The organism is Noviherbaspirillum sp. ST9 (assembly GCF_048799745.1).
In the GTDB taxonomy this organism is placed as follows: Bacteria; Pseudomonadota; Gammaproteobacteria; order Burkholderiales; family Burkholderiaceae_D; genus Noviherbaspirillum.
The window spans coordinates 57,526-75,218 of the sequence record NZ_JBLWFR010000002.1 but is presented as its reverse complement, the minus strand read 5'-3'; the positions used below and the strand labels follow the sequence as shown (position 1 = coordinate 75,218).

Here is a 17,693-nt window from a genome sequence, read left to right as displayed (position 1 = left end):
ATGCCGGGCAGCAGCAGTAGCAGCAGCTCGACGACGCCGGGTTCGACCTCGAAGTAAGTTCAGGCAGGTAACGTGGTGCAGGCAGCACAACCGGTGTCATACCGGTTGGGCTGCTTTTTTTGTTGGCAGGCGCGCGCTAGACGGGCTCAACACCGGCAAGAAACAAGTTGGGGCTCGCGCGGCTGTATCCCTCCTGTCCGACCAGTACATCCAGCATCAGCGACGCAAGGTCGTCGGCGATCGGGTCGACATCCGGATCCTTGTCCTGGAAGTAGGTCTTGACGTATCCATGGCAATGGTCGCAGCACTCCGCCTGCACCGCGGCGTTGCCGCCTTCAAGGCCCAGATAGTTGACGACGCTGCCCTCGTCGCACAGCGTGCAATGCGCGCGCACGGCATGCCAGCGCGTGGCACACAGGCAGCACTCCAGATAGCGCAAGCCTGCCTTCCCCTCGCCTGCCAGGACGACACCACCGACCGGTTCGGCATTGCAATGCGGGCACTGCTTGTGCGTCCCGCCATGCACGTGTTCGATCGCTGCAGCCGAACTCGCCGCGGCGCTCCATGCCACCTGCATGGCCGCCGCAATCAGATAGTCCTGATCTCCCCGGGTGCCGGCGACGATCTCGCCGCGGGCGAGTTGCAGGCAGACCTCGCCTGCTGCATCCAGCGCATTGCCTTCCAATGGTTGCGCGCCTTGCGGGGCAAGCGGCGAACCTGCCATGGTCGAAAACAGGTTGCGATAAATGCCTTGCCAGACCGCCTTCAATTCCGATTCCGCGGGCGGTTCCGACAGGGCGCTGAACGCCGTTTGCTGATGACGGGAAAGCATCGCAAGGCTTGCCAGCCAGACGTTGTCCGGCTGCCTGGCTGCAAGTTGTTCGAGACGCGTTGCGCGACGGGCAAAGTGATCGTCGCGCGGAGCCAGAAGCGTTGAGGTGCCGGAAAGAATCTGAGAAGAAGATTGCATCGGATCTATTCGTCGGATGAGGCCAGCGCCATGACGCCGCGCAGGTTCATGTTGGCCAGCGTGTCGCCACGCAAGCGCTCTTGTTGAGTATAGGCGACAAAGCGCTCGCCGTTGGCGAATCCGGCGAGGAGCAGTCCGGCCTTCTCGGCGAGACGCACGGCCATGCCAGTGGGTGCCGAGAGGGCGACGATGGCATGGATGCCGGTGTTGACGGCCTTCTGCACCATTTCGTACGAAGCGCGGCTGGTGATGAGAACGAAACCGCGCGCCGTGTCGATGCGCCGGGTGGCAAGGCAACCGATGAGCTTGTCGAGCGCATTGTGGCGTCCGACGTCCTCGCGCACGTGCAGGATGCGGCCGTCCATGTCGACCCAGGCGGCGCCGTGCGCTGCGCCCGTGGATTCGCGCAAGGGCTGGCGTCCCGGCAGGTCGCGCAAGGCGGCATGAATGGAAGCAATACTGAGCGGCGTTGCGGCAAGGGATTTTTCCTGCGCCATGCCGGCCAGCGCATCGAGGCTGTCGATCCCGCACAGTCCGCAGCCGGTGCGGCCGGCGAGATTGCGGCGGCGCTGCTTCAACTCAAGGAAGCGTTCCGTCGCAATTCTCAGCTCCACCGACACGCCCGCACAATGCGCCGTCACGTCCAGGTCGTAGATTTCTCCAGGCCGCGCAACGATGCCCTCGCTCAGGCTGAAACCGACCGCGAAGTCTTCAAGATCGGTCGGCGAGGCAAGCATGACGGCGTGGGAAATACCGTTGTAGACGAGCGCAACCGGCGTTTCCTCGATCACGACGTCGGGAATGGACATCGGTATCCCGTGTCGATAGCGCGTCACATTCCGCGTTGACGCGCTGGCCGGCAAAGGCAGCTCAGTGGCGTCGAGTGCACATCCTGGATTTGATTCTTGGGGAGTCACAAAACACTCCTGCATGGAAAAACGAAGGCCGGGCAAACCTGCCGCCCGGCACGAGGTCTTACTTGCCGGTCATCTGGCGATACCAGTCGCGGTGATGCTGCTTGGCCCACGCACGCGTGACCGTGCCGTACCACATCGCCCGGACGGTACCCTTGACCCAGATGGCGGCGTACACGTGGACCATGATGAAGCCGATCATCGCGGCGCCGATGGCGGCATGCACCACGGCGCCGAGGCGGACGACGTTCACGTCGAAGCCGAACCACGCGCGCCAGATCAGGAGGCCGGATGCCGTCATCAGCAGCATGCACGCGGCGAGCGCCCAGAACATCACTTTTTGCCCGCCGTTGTACTTGCCCTGCTCCGGCATGTCGTGGTCGTTGCCGTCCACCATGTTCTTCGCCTTGGCCAGCCATTCCTTGTCCGCCTGCGTGATCTTGTTCAGGTGCTTGAAGCGCAGGAAGATGGACAGGAAGGACACTGCCATCAGCACGCCGACGTAGGGATGCAGGATGCGCGTCCAGGTCGGGCTGCCGAACAGCTGCGTCAGCGGGAAGAAAGCAGGATGGAAAAAGGCCAGGCCGGACAGCGCGAGCAGGATGAAGCACATGCCGACCACCCAGTGGTTGGCCCGCTCGGATGCCTTGTAGCGCGGCAGGTCTTTCGGATCGCGGATCATTTTGCTTCCTCCTTGTCTTCACGTTCGATCTCGTCCTCGATCTCCTTCGAGATCTCGTTCGGGCCCTTGGTCACGTAGTGGAACAGGCTGCCGATGGCGAGGCCGGCCAGCGCCAGCGTCGCGAACGGCTTAGTCACGCCCTTCCACAGGGAGACCATCGGGCTGATGGTGGGATCGGCAGGCAGGCCGGAATACAGTTCCGGCTGGTCCGCATGGTGCAGCACGTACATGACGTGCGTGCCGCCGACACCCTGCGGGTCGTAGAGCCCCGCCTTGTCGTAGCCGCGCGACTTGAGGTCGGCGATGCGCTGGGCGGCGACTTCCTTCATGTCTTCCTTGGAACCGAACTGGATCGCGCCGGTTGGGCAGGTCTTCACGCAGGCCGGCTCCTGGCCCACGGCGACGCGGTCGGAACACATCGTGCACTTGTACGCCTTGCCGTCATCCTTGGAGATGCGCGGCACGTCGAACGGGCAGGCAGTGACGCAGTAGCCGCAGCCGACGCAGTTTTCCTGGTGGAAGTCGACGATGCCGTTCTTGTACTGGATGATCGCGCCCGGCGACGGGCAGGCTTTCAGGCAGGCCGGATCGGCGCAGTGCATGCAGCCATCCTTGCGGATGAGCCACTCCAGCTTGCCCTTCTGTTCCACTTCGGCGAAGCGGATGACGGTCCAGGCCTTGTCGGAACGGTCGGTCGGATTGTCATAGACGCCGACGCAGGTGCCGACGTCGGCGCGGATGTCGTTCCACTCCGAGCACGCGACTTGGCAGCCCTTGCAGCCGATGCAGGTCGAGACGTCGATGAGCTTGGCGATTTCCGTGGTCTGGCGCACGCCCGGCTGCGGCGTGGTGGTCGCCGAGCGTTGCTTGATATCGAGAGATTGCAATGCCATGTTTCAACTACCTCAGATTTTTTGGATATTGACCAGGAAGGCCTTGTACTCCGGCGTCTGCGTATTGCAGTCGCCCACCGCCGGCGGCAGCACGTTGGTCAGGAAGCCCTTCTTGGCGACGGTCTCCCAGCCCCAGTGCAGCGGAATGCCGATCTGGTGGACGGTCTTGCCGTTGACCGCCAGCGCCTTGATGCGCTTGGTCACCACCGCCTTCGCCTTGATGTAGCCGCGCTTGGAGCTGACCTTCACCATGTCGCCCTGGGCGATGTTCTTTTCCTTGGCCAGCGTCTCGCTGATTTCGACGAACTGCTCCGGCTGCGCGATGGCATTCAGCTTCACGGACTTGGTCCAGAACTGGAAGTGCTCGGTCAGCCGGTAAGTCGTGCCCACGAACGGGAACTCGTCAGGCGTACCGAGGCGAGCCTTGTCTCCCTTGAAGATGCGCACGGCCGGGCTGTTGACCACCTTCGGATGCAGCGGGTTGGTGCCCAGCGGCGTTTCCATCGGCTCGTAGTGCTCCGGGAACGGGCCGTCGACCAGCTTGTCCACGCAGAACAGGCGACCGATGCCTTCCGGATTCATGATGAACGGGCCCATGCCGTCAGCCGGTGCAGAGTCGGCCTTGAAGTCGGGCACGTCGATGCCGGCCCAGCGTTCGCCATTCCATGCAATCAGCTTGCGCTTCGGATCCCACGGCTTGCCTTCCGGCGTGCAGGAGGCGCGGTTGTACAGGATGCGGCGGTTGGCCGGCCAGGACCACGCCCAGCCTGGCGTATTGCCGAGGCCGACGTCGGTGTTGTCGCGACGTGCCATCTGGTTGCCGGCCTGCGTCCACGAACCGGAGAAGATCCAGCACGCGCAGCTGGTCGAGCCGTCGTCCTGCAGCACGGCGAAACCGGGCAGCTGCTCGCCCTTCTTAGCCAGGAACTTGGTCGGGTCCTTCGGATCGGGAATGTCGGCCAGCGCGCGGCCGTTCATTTCCTTCGCCAGTTCTTCCGCCGATGGCGAGGCCGGGTCACGGTAGTTCCATGCCACGTTGAGGATAGGCTCGGCGGCCTTGCCGCCATCCTTGCGATACAGCTCGCGCAGCGCGACGAACAGCTCGCCCAGGATTTCCTGGTCGGCCTTGGCTTCGCCCGGCGGCTCGGCGCCCTTCCAGTGCCATTGCAGCCAGCGCGCGGAGTTGACGATCGCGCCGTCTTCTTCGGCGAAGCAGGTCGACGGCAGGCGGAACACCTCGGTTGCGATCTTCGACGGATCGACGTTGTTGGATTCGCCCTGGTTTTGCCAGAAGGTCGAGGTCTCGGTCGCCATCGGATCGATGATGACCATGTACTTCAGCTTGGAGAACGACTCGACGACCTTGTTCGCATCCGGGAAGGACGCCAGCGGGTTGAAGCCCTGCACGATGAAGCCGTTGACCTGCCCGTGGTTCATCATTTCGACGACCTGCAGGATGTCATACAGCTTGTCCCACTTTGGCAGCCAGTCATAGCCCCAGTTGTTGTCCTTGGTCGCCTTGTCGCCCCAGAACCACTTCATCAGGCTGACGAAGAACTTCGGCGTGTTCGACCAGTAGTTGAACTGGTTGTCGCGCAGTGCCTTGGGCGTGGTCTTCGCGATGTACTCGGCGAAGGTCGGATGCTGCTTTTCGTTCGGCAGCGTCAGGTAACCCGGCAGCGCAGTCGACAGCAGGCCGACGTCCGACAGGCCCTGGATATTGGAGTGGCCGCGCAGCGCGTTCACGCCGCCGCCCGGCATGCCGATGTTGCCGAGCATGAGCTGGATCATCGCCATGGTGCGGATGTTCTGCGCGCCGACGGTGTGCTGGGTCCAGCCGAGTGCGTAGAGGATGGTGCCGACCTTGCCGGGCACGGCGGTTTCGCCCAGCAGTTCGCACACTTTCAGGAAGTCTTCCTTCGGCGTGCCGGTCAGGTTGGTGACGACGTCCGGCGTGTAGCGCGCGTAGTGCGCCTTCATCAGGTTCCAGACGCAACGCGGGTTTTCCAGCGTCGGGTCGGTCTTGACCTGGCCGTTAGCGTCGAGCTCGTAGCTCCAGCTGGCGCGGTCGTACTTGCCCTTCTCCGCGTCGTAGCCGGAGAACAGGCCTTCGTCGAAGCTGTAGCCCTCGCCGACGATTGCCGCCGCGTTGGTATAGGCCTTGACGTAATCCCACTGGATCTTGTCGTTGGCCAGCAGCCAGTTGATGACGCCGCCGAGGAAGACGATGTCGGAACCGGCGCGGATCGGCATGTAGTGGTCGGCGACGGCTGCCGTGCGGTTGAAGCGCGGATCGACCACGACCAGCTTGGCGCCGCGCTGCTTCTTCGCTTCGATCGCCCAGCGGAATCCGACCGGATGCGCTTCGGCGGCATTGCCGCCCATGACGAGGATGAAGTCGGCGTTCTTGATGTCGACCCAGCTGTTGGTCATCGCGCCGCGGCCGAAGGTCGCCGCGAGTGCGGACACGGTCGGACCGTGGCAGACGCGCGCCTGTGCATCGGTCGCGATGATGCCCAGAGAACGGAGGAATTTCTGGGTGAGGATGCCGGTTTCGTTGGACGCGGCGGATGCGGTCAGCATGGCAGTTGACAGCCAGCGGTTGACTGGCACGCCGTCGGCATTCTTCTCGACGACATTCGCGTCGCGGTCGGCCTTCATGTGTTTGGCAATGCGATCGACCGCTTCATGCCAGCTGATGCGCTTCCACTCGTTGCTGCCGGCTTCGCGCACTTCCGGATACTTCAGGCGCTTGGGGCTGTGGATGAAGTCGAGCACGCCCGCGCCCTTCGGGCACAATGCGCCGCGATTGACCGGATGGTCCGGGTCGCCTTCGATATGGATGATTTCGGCTTTCGCGTTCTTCGCGCCGCTGCCCATGCTGTACATGAGCATGCCGCAGCCTACCGAGCAGTAGGTACAGGTGTTGCGGATTTCCTTGGCGCGCGTGAGCTTGTACTCCCGCACTTCGGCGTGGGCGGCGGTCGGTGCCATGCCTGCGAGGGCGAGACCGGAAGCGCCGAGACCGGCGGTCGACACCTTGAAGAACTGCCGCCTCGAGATTTTCACGGGGGCGGAGCCTTTCTTACTTTCCATACATATCTCCAGATGATCCTTGGGGGCGGAACGATTTGGAGCAGGAAGGCAGAAAGCAGGACGGGACGCAGGGTGAACTGCGTCGCGCTGGCCATCGAACTCCGCGAAAGGGGTGTTCCGGCTTGGATGGCCATTACTAAACACGACGTTTGAAACACGCGGAGCTTGATACAACGGACCAAAAAGCGCGCGGAGTGTAGCACCCGGTTTCTCTAGGCAAATTTGTCCGCGATCAAGGATTTACGACAAGCAACAGTTTCGTACGAGAAACTACTGATGCTTTCGAACCGCTTCTACGGACTTTTTCCTACGCTGCGGTCTCATTGACGTTTATCAGGGTCTACACAAATTGTCACAAAACAAGTACGACCGTTCGGAACCGGGCTTTATCCGGCGCAATCAAAGAAGTACATCGGCAAACCCCGGGATACACCGGGTGCATAAAAAAGCGGAGACAAGAATGCGTCCAGACGGAACTTCAAACGGCATCGCCACCCCTCCCCGATTCTCCGCGCATCATCGTCTGCGACCTCGCTGACACCGTCTTTCCATCCCCTCGCAGTTCCCGTCGTGCCTGAATCGCCGGCGCCATAAGCGCGCGATGCCCGGCACGCGTGCGTCACGCCGCCACGATCCGTGCCGGCGGCGTCGGCGCCACTCGTCCAACAACAAGGAGCATCCATGCGACTACGAATGAACCCGCCCGCACTACCCTTGATCTGCAGTGCCGTGGCCGTGCTGCTTTCCGCCTGCGGCGGCACCGAGCCTGCCGGGATGAGCCCGTCCACAGTCAAACCCGAGACGGTCCTCGGCCTGCTGGACCCATTGGCCCCGGATACCGACCTTGGCGGCGCGGATACCCCGCAAGTGGATTACCGCAGCCGCTCCCTCTACAGCGGCCCCGGTCCGCGGCCCGGGCCTGACATCCTGTACGCCGCGCCCCCGCGTGCGCCGCAGCTCGAAAATACCGGCATCTGGCGCGCCGCGCCCATCCTGATTTCGGGAGCCAGCGCGTACCGCCGGGGCGAGTTCCTGTACCAGGATTTCCTGTACGACGATCGCGGCGCCAACGGCAATGCCTTCGATCCGACCGACGCCCGCCGGAGCAACGAGACTTTCTCCCGCGCCAACGGCACCTACACCTATCCCACGGATGCGGCGTATGCCGGCAATGCCGCCGATATCGTCGAGCTGCGCATCAAGCCGCAATCCACCTACACTGCATTCCGCGTCACGCTCAACGCCCTGATCGACCCCGAGCGCGTGGGCTTCACGATCGCACTCGGCGAGTCGGCAACACCGCGCGCCTTCCCCTTCGGCGCAAACGTCTCGGCCCCTGCGCAGTTCTTCCTGACCGTGCACGGCAGCCAGGCCGTGCTGACAGATGCGGCGACCGGCGCCCCCCTCTCTCCCGCACCCGCCGTGACCATCGACCTGACGCGTCGCCAGTTCGAAGTGCGTGTCCCGGCAGCCGCATGGAACCCAGGGCGGAACGTGATACGAGTCGCCGCCGGCGCCGGCCTGTGGGACCGCACGAACAACCGCTATCTCGTTCCGCAGCTCACCGCCAGTGCAAATACGCCCGGCGGCTCGGGCACGCTCACGGCGCCGGCAGCTTTCTTCAACGTCGCATTCCGCTTCACCGAGCCCATGTTTGGTCCGGGGCAGACCACATCCGGTACCTCGTACTGGCGCGAGAACGCGCAGGCCAAGGCCCTTGCATCGGGCGATATCAGCGCGTTCTTTGCGCGCGTCGACTTTGCCAAGCTCGCCGCCGGCACCAACGACGACATGCCGGGTCAACCGCAAGGCGTGCCGCAGTCGGGGCCGATGAACCGGATCTTCGCGAGCGCGGTCGAGACGAAGCAAGGCGTGGACTATTCGGTGGAATGCGGCAGCGCGCCCGTCTGCAAGGGGGAATACCGCGGCCAGCTCCAGCCCTACGCGCTCTATGTGCCGGTCAAGCCGATACCGTCGTCGGGATACGGCCTGACGCTGCTGCTGCATTCACTGGGCGGCAACCATAACCAGTACCTGAACTCGCGCAACCAGTCGCAGCTCGGCGAGCGCGGCGCAGGACATCTCGTTGCCACCGCGCTCGGCCGTGGTCCGGACGGCTGGTATGTGGATGATGCCGCAGCGGATACCTTCGAGATGTGGGCCGATATCGCGCGGCACTATCCGCTCGATCCCGCACTGACGTCGATCAGCGGCTACTCGATGGGCGGCCACGCGACCTACAAGTTCGCCACGCGCTATCCGGACCTGTTCGCCAAGGCCCATGCCGTGGTCGGCCCACCGGCACTCGGGATCTGGGCACCGCCGGCGGAACCGACGGGAGGCGATGGAACGAATACCTACCACCTGTTGCCGGGATTGCGAAACATCCCGATCATGATGTGGGTGCAGGCCGCCGATGAACTCGTCCCCTACACCGGCACGTCGACGCAGGCCCTGCGACTGGATGAGCTCGGCTACCGGTATCGTTTCGATACCTTCACCACCGGCGAGCACCTGACCCTGGCGCTACACGACCAGTACGAGGAAAGCGCCCGCTTCCTCGGCGATGCCCGGGTGGACCGCAATCCCGCCCATGTCACCTACGTCGCCAATCCCGCCATGGATGTTCCCGCGCGCGGACTCGTCGGAAACCATGCCTACTGGCTCTCGGGCATCACCGTGCGTGACACGGGCGCCGCCGCGCCGCGCGGCACCATCGATGTCCTGTCGCGCGGCTTCGGCGAAGGAGATCCGGCTGTTTCGCCGACGCAAAGCGGAGCCGGCGTGGTCACCGGGAATCTCGGCATCCAGGCCTATGTGAGCCGCTTCCGTACGTGGGGACTCCCGACCTTGACCCCGGCGGCAAACAGGCTCGACATCGTGGCGCGCAATGTCGACGCGGTGACCGTGCACCCGCAACGCGCCAAGGTGAATTGCGATGCGCAGCTGGTCGTTGATACGGATGGACCGCTGACCGTGACGCTTGAAGGATGCAACCGGCAGGTGCGATATCCGTAAGCCGGCTTATGCCTGATAAAAAGCCACCGGCGATGCGAGCCGGTTGGTTAACGTATTGAAAAACGACCGGCTCGCTGATGAAGTCCCGCTGCAAAGGCGTCCGCAGCGGGGCATCCTGGATGAAAAATCTTATCCGGCATCTTTTTGCCCTTTGCATTACACACGGTTGACTGCTTTCGGCCAAGAGCAGCCGGTGACGGGAAGAAGGAGCAAAGGCGGACGCGTTTCTGTACGTCGCGGGCGAATAGCAATCTCATTGCCTAAAAGACGTCGCGGTTCGCCGATGGAGCCGCACGGAGCGGCGGTTAAGCACTGGGAGACCTCAAACTGATGCAAGCAAAGTCAACAGGCGTGAGAGGTCGACTGGCTTCGTCATGTAGTGATCAAAGCCGGCCGCCAGCGCTTTTTCACGGTCGTCCAATTGCCCGTAGCCTGTCACCGCGATTAGTATGGCGCTCGACGTTTCTGGACGTGCGCGCAGTAGCCGCGCGACCTCGTTTCCATCCATTTGGGGCAAACCAATATCCAGCAGGTAGACATCGGGAATGTCTTTCAGCGCTGTCTCGAGCGCTCGTCGTGGACAATGCTCCACACTGACCTCGTGCCCGGCTGCCGTCAGGACGATGAATAACGCCTGTGCCGCATCGACGTTGTCATCGACAATCAAGACTTTCACCCGCTTGGCTGACGGAGCAGGCACACGAGAACGTGCGTCTGGTTCAGGCTTCTCGTCCCAATTTGGTAATCGCGGCAGGTATATGCTGAATTCGCTACCTTTGCCTGGGCCTGCGCTGGTGCAGGTCACCTTGCCGTTATGGAGGTCGACAAGACTCTTGACGAGAGTGAGTCCCAGTCCCAAGCCGCCTGAGGACCTGTCTGAAGTTCTTTTGGCTTGTACGAAGGGCTCGAACAAATGCTCGATCAGATCAGGCGTCATACCGACACCATTATCTCGCACGGTGACGATCACTTGCTCTTGGCTAACATCCGTCCTCAGGACGATGCGTCCTCCGGCGGGCGTGTATTTGGCCGCGTTGGTTAGCAAATTGGACACGATTTGCACCAGGCGCTTCCGGTCGCCGCGCACAACTGCAATGTCAGGCGATTCTTCGGTCGTTAGCTGGTGACCACGCGCCTGTATGAGCGGGAGTGCTTGCTCAGTAGCATCGAGAATGATGCCACGCAGGTTCAGTACCTCTACCTGTAGTTCGATTAAGCCTCCCGTCAGCCGTGAGACATCCAGCAAGTCGTCGATCAGCCCGGCCATATGCTCGACTTGCCTCTCAATGATGGCAGTGGCTCGGCGGGTGACGGTCTCGTCGGTCTTACCCCATTTCAATAGTGCGGTGGCCGAGGTAATTGGGGCGAGCGGGTTCCGTAGTTCGTGTGCCAGCATCGCCAAGAACTCATCCCTGCATGTCTGTTCAAAATGAAGTGCTGAGCGTGATTCCTGAGCAAAACTGCGGACCGATGCAGCCAGCAACTGGTCAATCGCCTCGTTAAACCGGCTAATGTCTTTCAAGTCACATTGGGAGCTTGCTTCGGCTCCCTTACTCCAAAGACGCAGAACGCTGGCCCGGAGTGCCCGGTATTCCGCTAAGAGTTGCTCAATGGTGAAGTTTGACCTTAGTCGAGCGGATCCGTGCTTGCCTCCTGCAGCACCTGTACACCCTGGATTCGCATGTCCTTTTGACTTATCGGCTTGCTCCTGGGCTGTTTGCGGACGGCAAAGTTCTGCAGCGATAGCGTTGAGCATCGTTGAAGCATGATCCCTCAACTCTTCGCTGGTCATGTGCGAATCCGACGGCGCAGCTTCAGCAGCAAAACTCTCCCACTCTTGGAGAATCTTCTCTAAATTGTCAATAATGAAGTCGGCTAGACGCACAGCGGAACACGGGCCGGGGTGTTACCCCGCTCCCCCTTATGGCGGAGACTGAGGGAGATGCATAACTTGTACCGGCCTTGTTGCTGTTGGAGTTCAACACATACGTCGTCTTGCCCAAGGCTTTTGCAGCAGTAAAAACAGGTTGCCCCATGGTTCGCTTTCTATCGCCGGTAGCACTCAGTCATCTCGAAGCATTCCGCTATTGGCTGCGCGGCGCAGTTGAAGATTGGGACATTGCATTGCCAAAGGACGAAGTAGTCGAAGTCGGCAAGGAATATCCATTCTTTCAGCTCTATCAGCGTGGAGTGCCCGTCGGTCTTGTTGATTCCCCCATTGCGGCGCTGGAAAGGATTGGCGACAGTAAGTTACTGGAAGAGTATCTGCGGATTGTCACCGAAGATCCCGACGATCCAGTGGCGTGATGTCTTTAGGGGACATCCGTTCTCTGGCCTGAACACTGGTGCCGATCAACTACAGTTGTTAGATCGAACAACTATCGCATCATTGCCTCATGTGGGATTCTTTCGCTTCTGTGGCGTTATCCGTCCCGAGAAAATGCCTGAATTCTTCAGCCGGTATCGCCGCACCGAATAAATACCCCTGTCCTTCATCGCAGTGATGCTCATTGAGAAAGTCAAGTTGCTCCTGGGTTTCGACACCCTCCGCGATGACCCTTTGATTGAGACTCGTCCCCATGCCGATGACCGCGCTGACGATAATGCCGTTACCCTTATTGCCGGTGATTGTCTGTACAAATGACTGGTCGATCTTCAGCACGTCGATAGGAAATTGACTCAGGTAACTCAAACTTGAATAGCCGGTCCCGAAATCGTCGATGGCGAGCTGCACGCCCATTTCCTTCAATTCATGGAGGACAGAAATGCTTGTATCGATGTTCCGCATAAGAACGGATTCGGTCAGCTCAAGCTGGAGAAGGTTCGGAGGCACGCCCGTTTCTGCAAGCGTCTGGCGAACTTTGCTTACGAAACGTCTGTCCCGGAATTCCAGTGCCGACACATTAACAGAGACGGCGAACTCTTCGAATCCGGCAGCAAGCCATTCCTTAAGTTGTTCACATGCTTTTCGAAGGACAACACCGCCTATTGGGACGATAAGTCCTGAGTCCTCGGCAACCGCAATGAACGAGTCCGGTAAAACCATGCCACGTTGGGCGTGCTGCCATCGAATCAATGCCTCTGCTCCCGTCACTTTGCCGGACGCAAGGTCGACCTTGGGCTGGTAGTGCAACACGAACTCATTTCCGTCAATCGCGCGGCGCAGTTCAACTTCCGTTAGCTGCCGTTCGACGGCACGCGCATTCATGTCACCGTTGAAGAACTGAAAGTTGTTTTTTCCCTTTTTCTTCGCGTAATACATTGCTGTGTCGGCATTCTTTATCAGCGTTTCAGCGTCTGCGCCATCTGCGGGAAACAGGCTGATCCCGATGCTTGTCGTGATGTGCAGTTCATTTCCGGAAAGGTGATGCGGTTCCGATAATGCACCGATAATTTTCTCCGCAGTGATGGTGGAATGCTCCGCATTCGTGTCTTCCAATACCAGTACAACGAACTCATCACCACCCAGACGGCTTACCGTATCCGAATGACGGACTTGCGCGACCAGGCGTTTCGAGACGGATTCCAGCAACGCGTCGCCAATACTGTGGCCAAGAGAGTCGTTGATATGCTTGAAGTTGTCGAGGTCCAGAAAGAGGACCGCTATTGCGGTGTGATGCCGCTCCGCGTAGGCAATTGCCTGGGTCAGGCGGTCGTAAAGCAGGAGACGGTTCGGCAAACCTGTAAGGTAATCATGTTCTGCGAGGTGTGCCATTTTGCGCGCCATTGCGTGCGCTTCCGACACATCACGAAAAGTGACGACCGCGCCGGTGACTTGCCCATGCCTGTCAAAAATCGGCGCGATCGAGTCTTCGATTGGTGCTTCGTAGCCATCCCTTCGAACCAGAAGTGACCTGGCGTACATCGCCATGTTCTTTTTGTTTGCAATAACGGTTTCAACGGGATTCCGCGCTGGCTGCCGGGTCTCGCTGTCAATGAGATGAAGTACCTCAGCAATCGGTCGGCCGAGTGCCTCTTGCCGCGTCCACCCGGTGAGGCGCTCTGCTTCGGCATTAAGATAGGTGACATTGCATGCAACGTCAGTGCTTAGCACCCCGTCGCCAATCGACTCAAGGGTGACACGGGCACGTTCCTTCTCGACGAATAGTGCTTCTTCAACCTTCTTGCGTTCAATAATGCTGCGCAGGGCTTGCGGAGTCAGGGCGTTGCTGAAAAACCCCTTGGAAAGATAGCCCTGTGCGCCGCGTTGCACCGCCTCAATTGCGGCTGGCTCGTTTTCGTCATCAGCTAGTACCATGATCGGGACAGGCGGCACCAGCTGAAAAAGTGCGTCAAAGGTGTTCACCCCCACGCTATCCTGAAGATATAAATCAACCAGAACAATGTCGATGCCGCCTTTTCGCAGTCGTTGCAGCCCGGCTGACAATTCCTGTACCCATTCGGTAATAAACGGGCCGTCTCTCGCCTTCGAAAGTGTTTCTTCGATCATCGCGGCATCCCCAGGATCGCCCGTGATTACAAGCACAATATAGGCTGACATCGGCGCTCTTTCTCGAATTGATCTTGCATGTCGTTAATGGCGAGCGTTGCTTCCTGCCGTTAAGTAGGACAAGTGCCGGTAATCTCAGTTCTTTGGACTGGTTACCGGCGTCATCAGCGCCTCCCTGCAGTACACTGAAACCTGGAAAATGGAGGCGCAATGAGTCCAGACGATGTCATTGAGATGTTCAGAAAGCATGCCGGAGAGATCTCGCTCGAAGCACAGGGACCGATGCTTGCCAATGTGATTCAAGAGCTGGCCGAGTTGCTCGCCGATTCACGTGGAAGACTGCCGAAAGAAACTTTCGAGGCCTTGACTAGAATTGGCGGCGTGCTTTTTCGCGAGGGTGAAAGTCAATTTTTCGCCAGGACCGATGTGGACGCAATCATGAAAACGTCGCACAGGGAATAAGTCGATGCCGTTGCTCGGGACACATTTATCCGGGTAAGCCAGCTCGCTCCCGCAAGGAGGCGTATGACAGTTCTGGTATCGGTCAAGATCAACGATGGCGTCGTCATGGCTGCGGACAGCGCCAGTTCATACGCCAGTGGAATGATCTATAACAACTCCCGGAAGATCGTGAATATCCGCGAAGGCCTTCCTGTTGGCGTGATGGTAACGGGGGCTGGAGGAATCGGGAACGAGTCGTTCGAAACGCTGCTGAAGGACCTGCGACAAAGTTTCAGCGACAAGAGCGGGGGTCATGCGGGTGCGTGGCTCGATCCGGACAGCTATACCATTGAAAGCATTGCACGGACAATGCGCCATTTTCTCTTCGAAGAAAAGTCTGTCGCACACGGAGCAAGCACCTGGACCAAGCTTCGTGTATGCGGGTACTCCGCGGGGCGGCCGTTAGCGGAAGTATGGGAAATCAATTTGATGGGAAATACATGCCCGCCTCCGGCATGCGTGCAGTCCGAGCAGCAGTTCGGACTGCGCTGGGATGGAGAGTACGAGGCTCTCGATAGGCTGATATTCGGTTTGGGCACCCGATTCAACGAATTTGCTGTCAAGCACGGCCTCTCAATGGAACAGGCTGCCGAATTGCGGGAAAAGCTCGTACCGGAGCTGTACGAACTGATGTTTGTCGAAGCCATGCCCATTCAGGATGCAGTCGACCTGGCGCGTTATCTGGCCGAAACGACCATTGGTTTTATCCGGTTTTCAGTGTCTCGCCCAAAGACAGTAGGCGGGCCGGTAGAAATTGCGACGATCACAAAGCATGAGGGATTCCAGTGGGTGCAGTGCCGACCTGCCCAACCGGCCTCTCCCTGAACATTTCCGTTTGACCGGCAAATTCTCCGTCAGGAGGTTAGAAGCTGATGCCAATACTCGTCGTGATGAGAAGTTAATGTGCCCGACGCAATACGCCTCGGCAAAACTTCGCAAGACTTTCCAATGAGCCCAGAACTTGGTATCGGTACGGGTGGGTAACTTGAGCGCCGACCGTCAGCTTTGTAGAGGTCAAATGGTCTGGTTTGGGGCGTTCTCGTTGATATGCGGCACGACGGCGACCAGCAGTAACCTCGCGCAAAGCTGTCAGCCCTGGCAAAGAACCTCGCCGCAGAGTTCGGCCAGAACCGGCCTTCTGCGCCCCGTTTGTACCGCACCTTGGCGTTCGGAACCTTTTCCCTCTTCGAACTCTCGGATATATCAGGGATGGGAAAAATAACGATCTATCCCCTACGAGGTCCGCGATGAGAAAAGCGACGCTGATGGCTTCCATCATGCTGACGCTGGCCAGCTTTCATGCAGCAGGGACGGCGGAGGCGGGAGGCGCGATCCACCACCGAAAAGACGCTGGAGAAGAAAAAGAACGGTTGCCAATCCGCGTCGCCCCCGGCGACTGGGGCAATGCCAGAGCGGACGAGATTGAGTTGCTGCTCAATTCTGTCGGCGACGAAATGCTGAAGCACTTTCCCGGACGGAACCTCCCTCCCATCGTCGTGGCTTCGTCACGACATGGCCCCCTAGTCATGTACCAGAAGGGGCCAAGCAACGAGTACCAGGTTTTATTGGCGGCAAAGGATGACCACTGGGCGGAGTATGTCTACGAGTTCAGCCATGAACTCCTTCATATCCTTGCCGGTTACGATTTGCGGGCACCGACGCGCCTGGCAAGGAATCAATGGTTCGAAGAGATGCTCTGCGAGACGGCTTCCCTGTACATGCTGAAGCACTACGCATCATTGTGGAACGAGCTGTCGCCCCGCCCGGAATGGCAGGGGTACGCACCGGAAATTCAGCGGTTCACGAATCGCGCCTTGTCCGAGAAGCACCGGCGCTTGCCTGCCAATTTGACGTTTGATGACTGGTTCCGGGAGAATGGCCGTGACTTGGTCGCCAAGCCCTACATGCGCGAAAAGAACGAACTGGTCGCCATGATGTTCCTGCCGCTGCTGCAACAAACGACGGACTGGCGGGCAATTGAATATCTCAATCGGGATAATCGCGAGGGCGCACCGGCATTTTACGACTACCTTTCGCGGTGGTATCGGGAAACGCCCGCGCCGCAGCGTTGGCTCGTTAGCAGCACGTTTCGTCTTTTTCATTTTGGCCTGCCGTCGGAGCAGGCAGGCCCGATGGCCTCCGGCACGCATGCTGCAGTCCAGTCTCAGGTCCTCGGGCAAGATCAGGGGCCGGCAGGGAAACCCGGACGGTGACGATTTCGCGGCTGCCAGTCCGAACGAAGGCATTGCTGTAACTGACGTTGAATCCCGACGGCACGCGACATATACTGATCTACCCGTTGCCCCTCCCGGGCCATTGCGCCCACGGTTACCTCAGCTCTCGAAATCGGGCCACTCATACTTTATCTGCGCAGACAGGGCTGCGACAAAGTTAGTAGGCCAAGCCCAGCGTCCTTACTCCCGCACTCCCCGAGCAAGGGTGGTTTCCCTTCCTGACGTAGCACACGACGTCCATTCGCCGGCAATGGGTGATCTGGCGATCAGGGATTTCGATTGAACATTTTGCGACTGCCGCGCGAGCGATTCGGCTTGACAGCAACGTCGCCCTCCACAAAGCCGGCGGCCGCAATCCTACAGGAGTTAGACATGAAAGTCTCAAATTGGAAGGCAGGGCTTGCCGCTGGCGTAGTGCTCGCAGCGAGTGGAACTTGTTTTGCAGCAGTAGGATTGATTGATGGGGCGGATCCGTTTCCCAATTTCCAATCCACAAAGTCGCGCGCGGAGGTGAATCAGGAATATTTGGATGCGAAAGCCCAGGGCCTGCTGTCGCATGGCGACGCCAATCTTTCGCCTTCGAACGGAGCCAGCACGGATATCGGCGCCCGTGGCCCGGCAGGCTCTCGTTACCAGGCGCGAACTCGGGAAGAAGTGATGGAAGAATTGCGAGAATATCAGCAGACCAAAAAGCCAAACGGAACAAACGATTTTTATTTTGGCGGGTAGTCTCGACAATTAACTACCCCCCTGAATGACGCAAAGCCTGTTTCATATCTAGAACTTTAGGCCATTTCGAGCCGGGGAGGTCGCCAGATGTTCCCGGTTCGGCTCATCTGCACTCAGGCCCCGCCATTGCTGGCCTTATATCAGCATTCAGACAAATCTGACCAGCACAATGCCTTCAGCGGATCGTCCGCAGGATAACTACAAGT

Annotated in this window: 13 protein-coding genes; 6 read left to right on the top strand and 7 right to left on the bottom strand. The window is 59.7% G+C overall.

The features are described from left to right. Positions 1-136: 136 nt before the first annotated feature. The 5 genes from ACNOHI_RS03775 to fdnG all read right to left on the bottom strand — a co-directional run bounded on the left by ACNOHI_RS03775 (position 137) and on the right by fdnG (position 6,528). Positions 137-970, bottom strand: coding sequence for a formate dehydrogenase accessory protein FdhE (locus tag ACNOHI_RS03775; RefSeq protein ID WP_420473313.1), 834 nt, complete (start codon positions 968-970; stop codon positions 137-139). A 5-nt stretch (positions 971-975) separates the two neighbouring features. Next, positions 976-1,779 carry a formate dehydrogenase accessory sulfurtransferase FdhD gene (fdhD, locus tag ACNOHI_RS03770; RefSeq protein ID WP_420473312.1) on the bottom strand — a complete coding sequence of 268 codons (804 nt, stop codon included), beginning with the start codon at positions 1,777-1,779 and terminating at the stop codon, positions 976-978. 166 nt (positions 1,780-1,945) lie between these two features. Further along, on the bottom strand, positions 1,946-2,566 hold the full coding sequence (locus ACNOHI_RS03765; RefSeq protein ID WP_420473311.1) for a formate dehydrogenase subunit gamma: 621 nt from the start codon (positions 2,564-2,566) through the stop codon (positions 1,946-1,948). Next, positions 2,563-3,459 carry a formate dehydrogenase subunit beta gene (fdxH, locus tag ACNOHI_RS03760; protein WP_420473310.1) on the bottom strand — a complete coding sequence of 299 codons (897 nt, stop codon included), beginning with the start codon at positions 3,457-3,459 and terminating at the stop codon, positions 2,563-2,565. The genes ACNOHI_RS03765 and fdxH overlap by 4 nt, the downstream gene beginning before the upstream one ends. Before the next feature lie 12 nt (positions 3,460-3,471). Continuing rightward, positions 3,472-6,528 carry a formate dehydrogenase-N subunit alpha gene (fdnG, locus tag ACNOHI_RS03755; protein WP_420473811.1) on the bottom strand — a complete coding sequence of 1,019 codons (3,057 nt, stop codon included), beginning with the start codon at positions 6,526-6,528 and terminating at the stop codon, positions 3,472-3,474. Positions 6,529-7,236: 708 nt separating this feature from the next. On the opposite strand from fdnG, the gene ACNOHI_RS03750 reads away from it, so the two are divergent. Next, on the top strand, positions 7,237-9,573 hold the full coding sequence (locus tag ACNOHI_RS03750; RefSeq protein ID WP_420473309.1) for an alpha/beta hydrolase-fold protein: 2,337 nt from the start codon (positions 7,237-7,239) through the stop codon (positions 9,571-9,573). A 322-nt stretch (positions 9,574-9,895) separates the two neighbouring features. Here ACNOHI_RS03750 and ACNOHI_RS03745 read toward each other — a convergent pair whose 3' ends face one another. Beyond that, positions 9,896-11,365 (bottom strand): hybrid sensor histidine kinase/response regulator, encoded by a 1,470-nt coding sequence (locus ACNOHI_RS03745; RefSeq protein ID WP_420473308.1) that lies wholly within the window; start codon positions 11,363-11,365, stop codon positions 9,896-9,898. A gap of 242 nt (positions 11,366-11,607) precedes the next feature. Here ACNOHI_RS03745 and ACNOHI_RS03740 point away from each other — a divergent pair, with 242 nt between their 5' ends. Continuing rightward, positions 11,608-11,880: a hypothetical protein gene (locus ACNOHI_RS03740; RefSeq protein ID WP_420473307.1), complete on the top strand. Its 273-nt coding sequence runs from the start codon at positions 11,608-11,610 to the stop codon at positions 11,878-11,880. A gap of 79 nt (positions 11,881-11,959) precedes the next feature. Here the strand turns inward: ACNOHI_RS03740 and ACNOHI_RS03735 are convergent, their stop codons facing one another. Beyond that, positions 11,960-14,074, bottom strand: a complete 2,115-nt coding sequence (locus ACNOHI_RS03735) for a putative bifunctional diguanylate cyclase/phosphodiesterase (protein WP_420473306.1) — start codon at positions 14,072-14,074, stop codon at positions 11,960-11,962. A 159-nt stretch (positions 14,075-14,233) separates the two neighbouring features. On the opposite strand from ACNOHI_RS03735, the gene ACNOHI_RS03730 reads away from it, so the two are divergent. From ACNOHI_RS03730 to ACNOHI_RS03715, 4 genes are all read left to right on the top strand, one after another. Next, positions 14,234-14,485 (top strand): hypothetical protein, encoded by a 252-nt coding sequence (locus ACNOHI_RS03730; RefSeq protein WP_420473305.1) that lies wholly within the window; start codon positions 14,234-14,236, stop codon positions 14,483-14,485. A gap of 63 nt (positions 14,486-14,548) precedes the next feature. Continuing rightward, positions 14,549-15,349 carry a hypothetical protein gene (locus tag ACNOHI_RS03725; protein WP_420473304.1) on the top strand — a complete coding sequence of 267 codons (801 nt, stop codon included), beginning with the start codon at positions 14,549-14,551 and terminating at the stop codon, positions 15,347-15,349. A gap of 422 nt (positions 15,350-15,771) precedes the next feature. Then, positions 15,772-16,737, top strand: coding sequence for a hypothetical protein (locus ACNOHI_RS03720; protein WP_420473303.1), 966 nt, complete (start codon positions 15,772-15,774; stop codon positions 16,735-16,737). A 393-nt stretch (positions 16,738-17,130) separates the two neighbouring features. Then, the gene (locus ACNOHI_RS03715) at positions 17,131-17,487 is read left to right on the top strand and encodes a DUF4148 domain-containing protein (RefSeq protein ID WP_420473302.1); all 357 of its coding nucleotides are present in this window, start codon (positions 17,131-17,133) and stop codon (positions 17,485-17,487) included. The last annotated feature ends 206 nt before the right edge of the window (positions 17,488-17,693 follow it).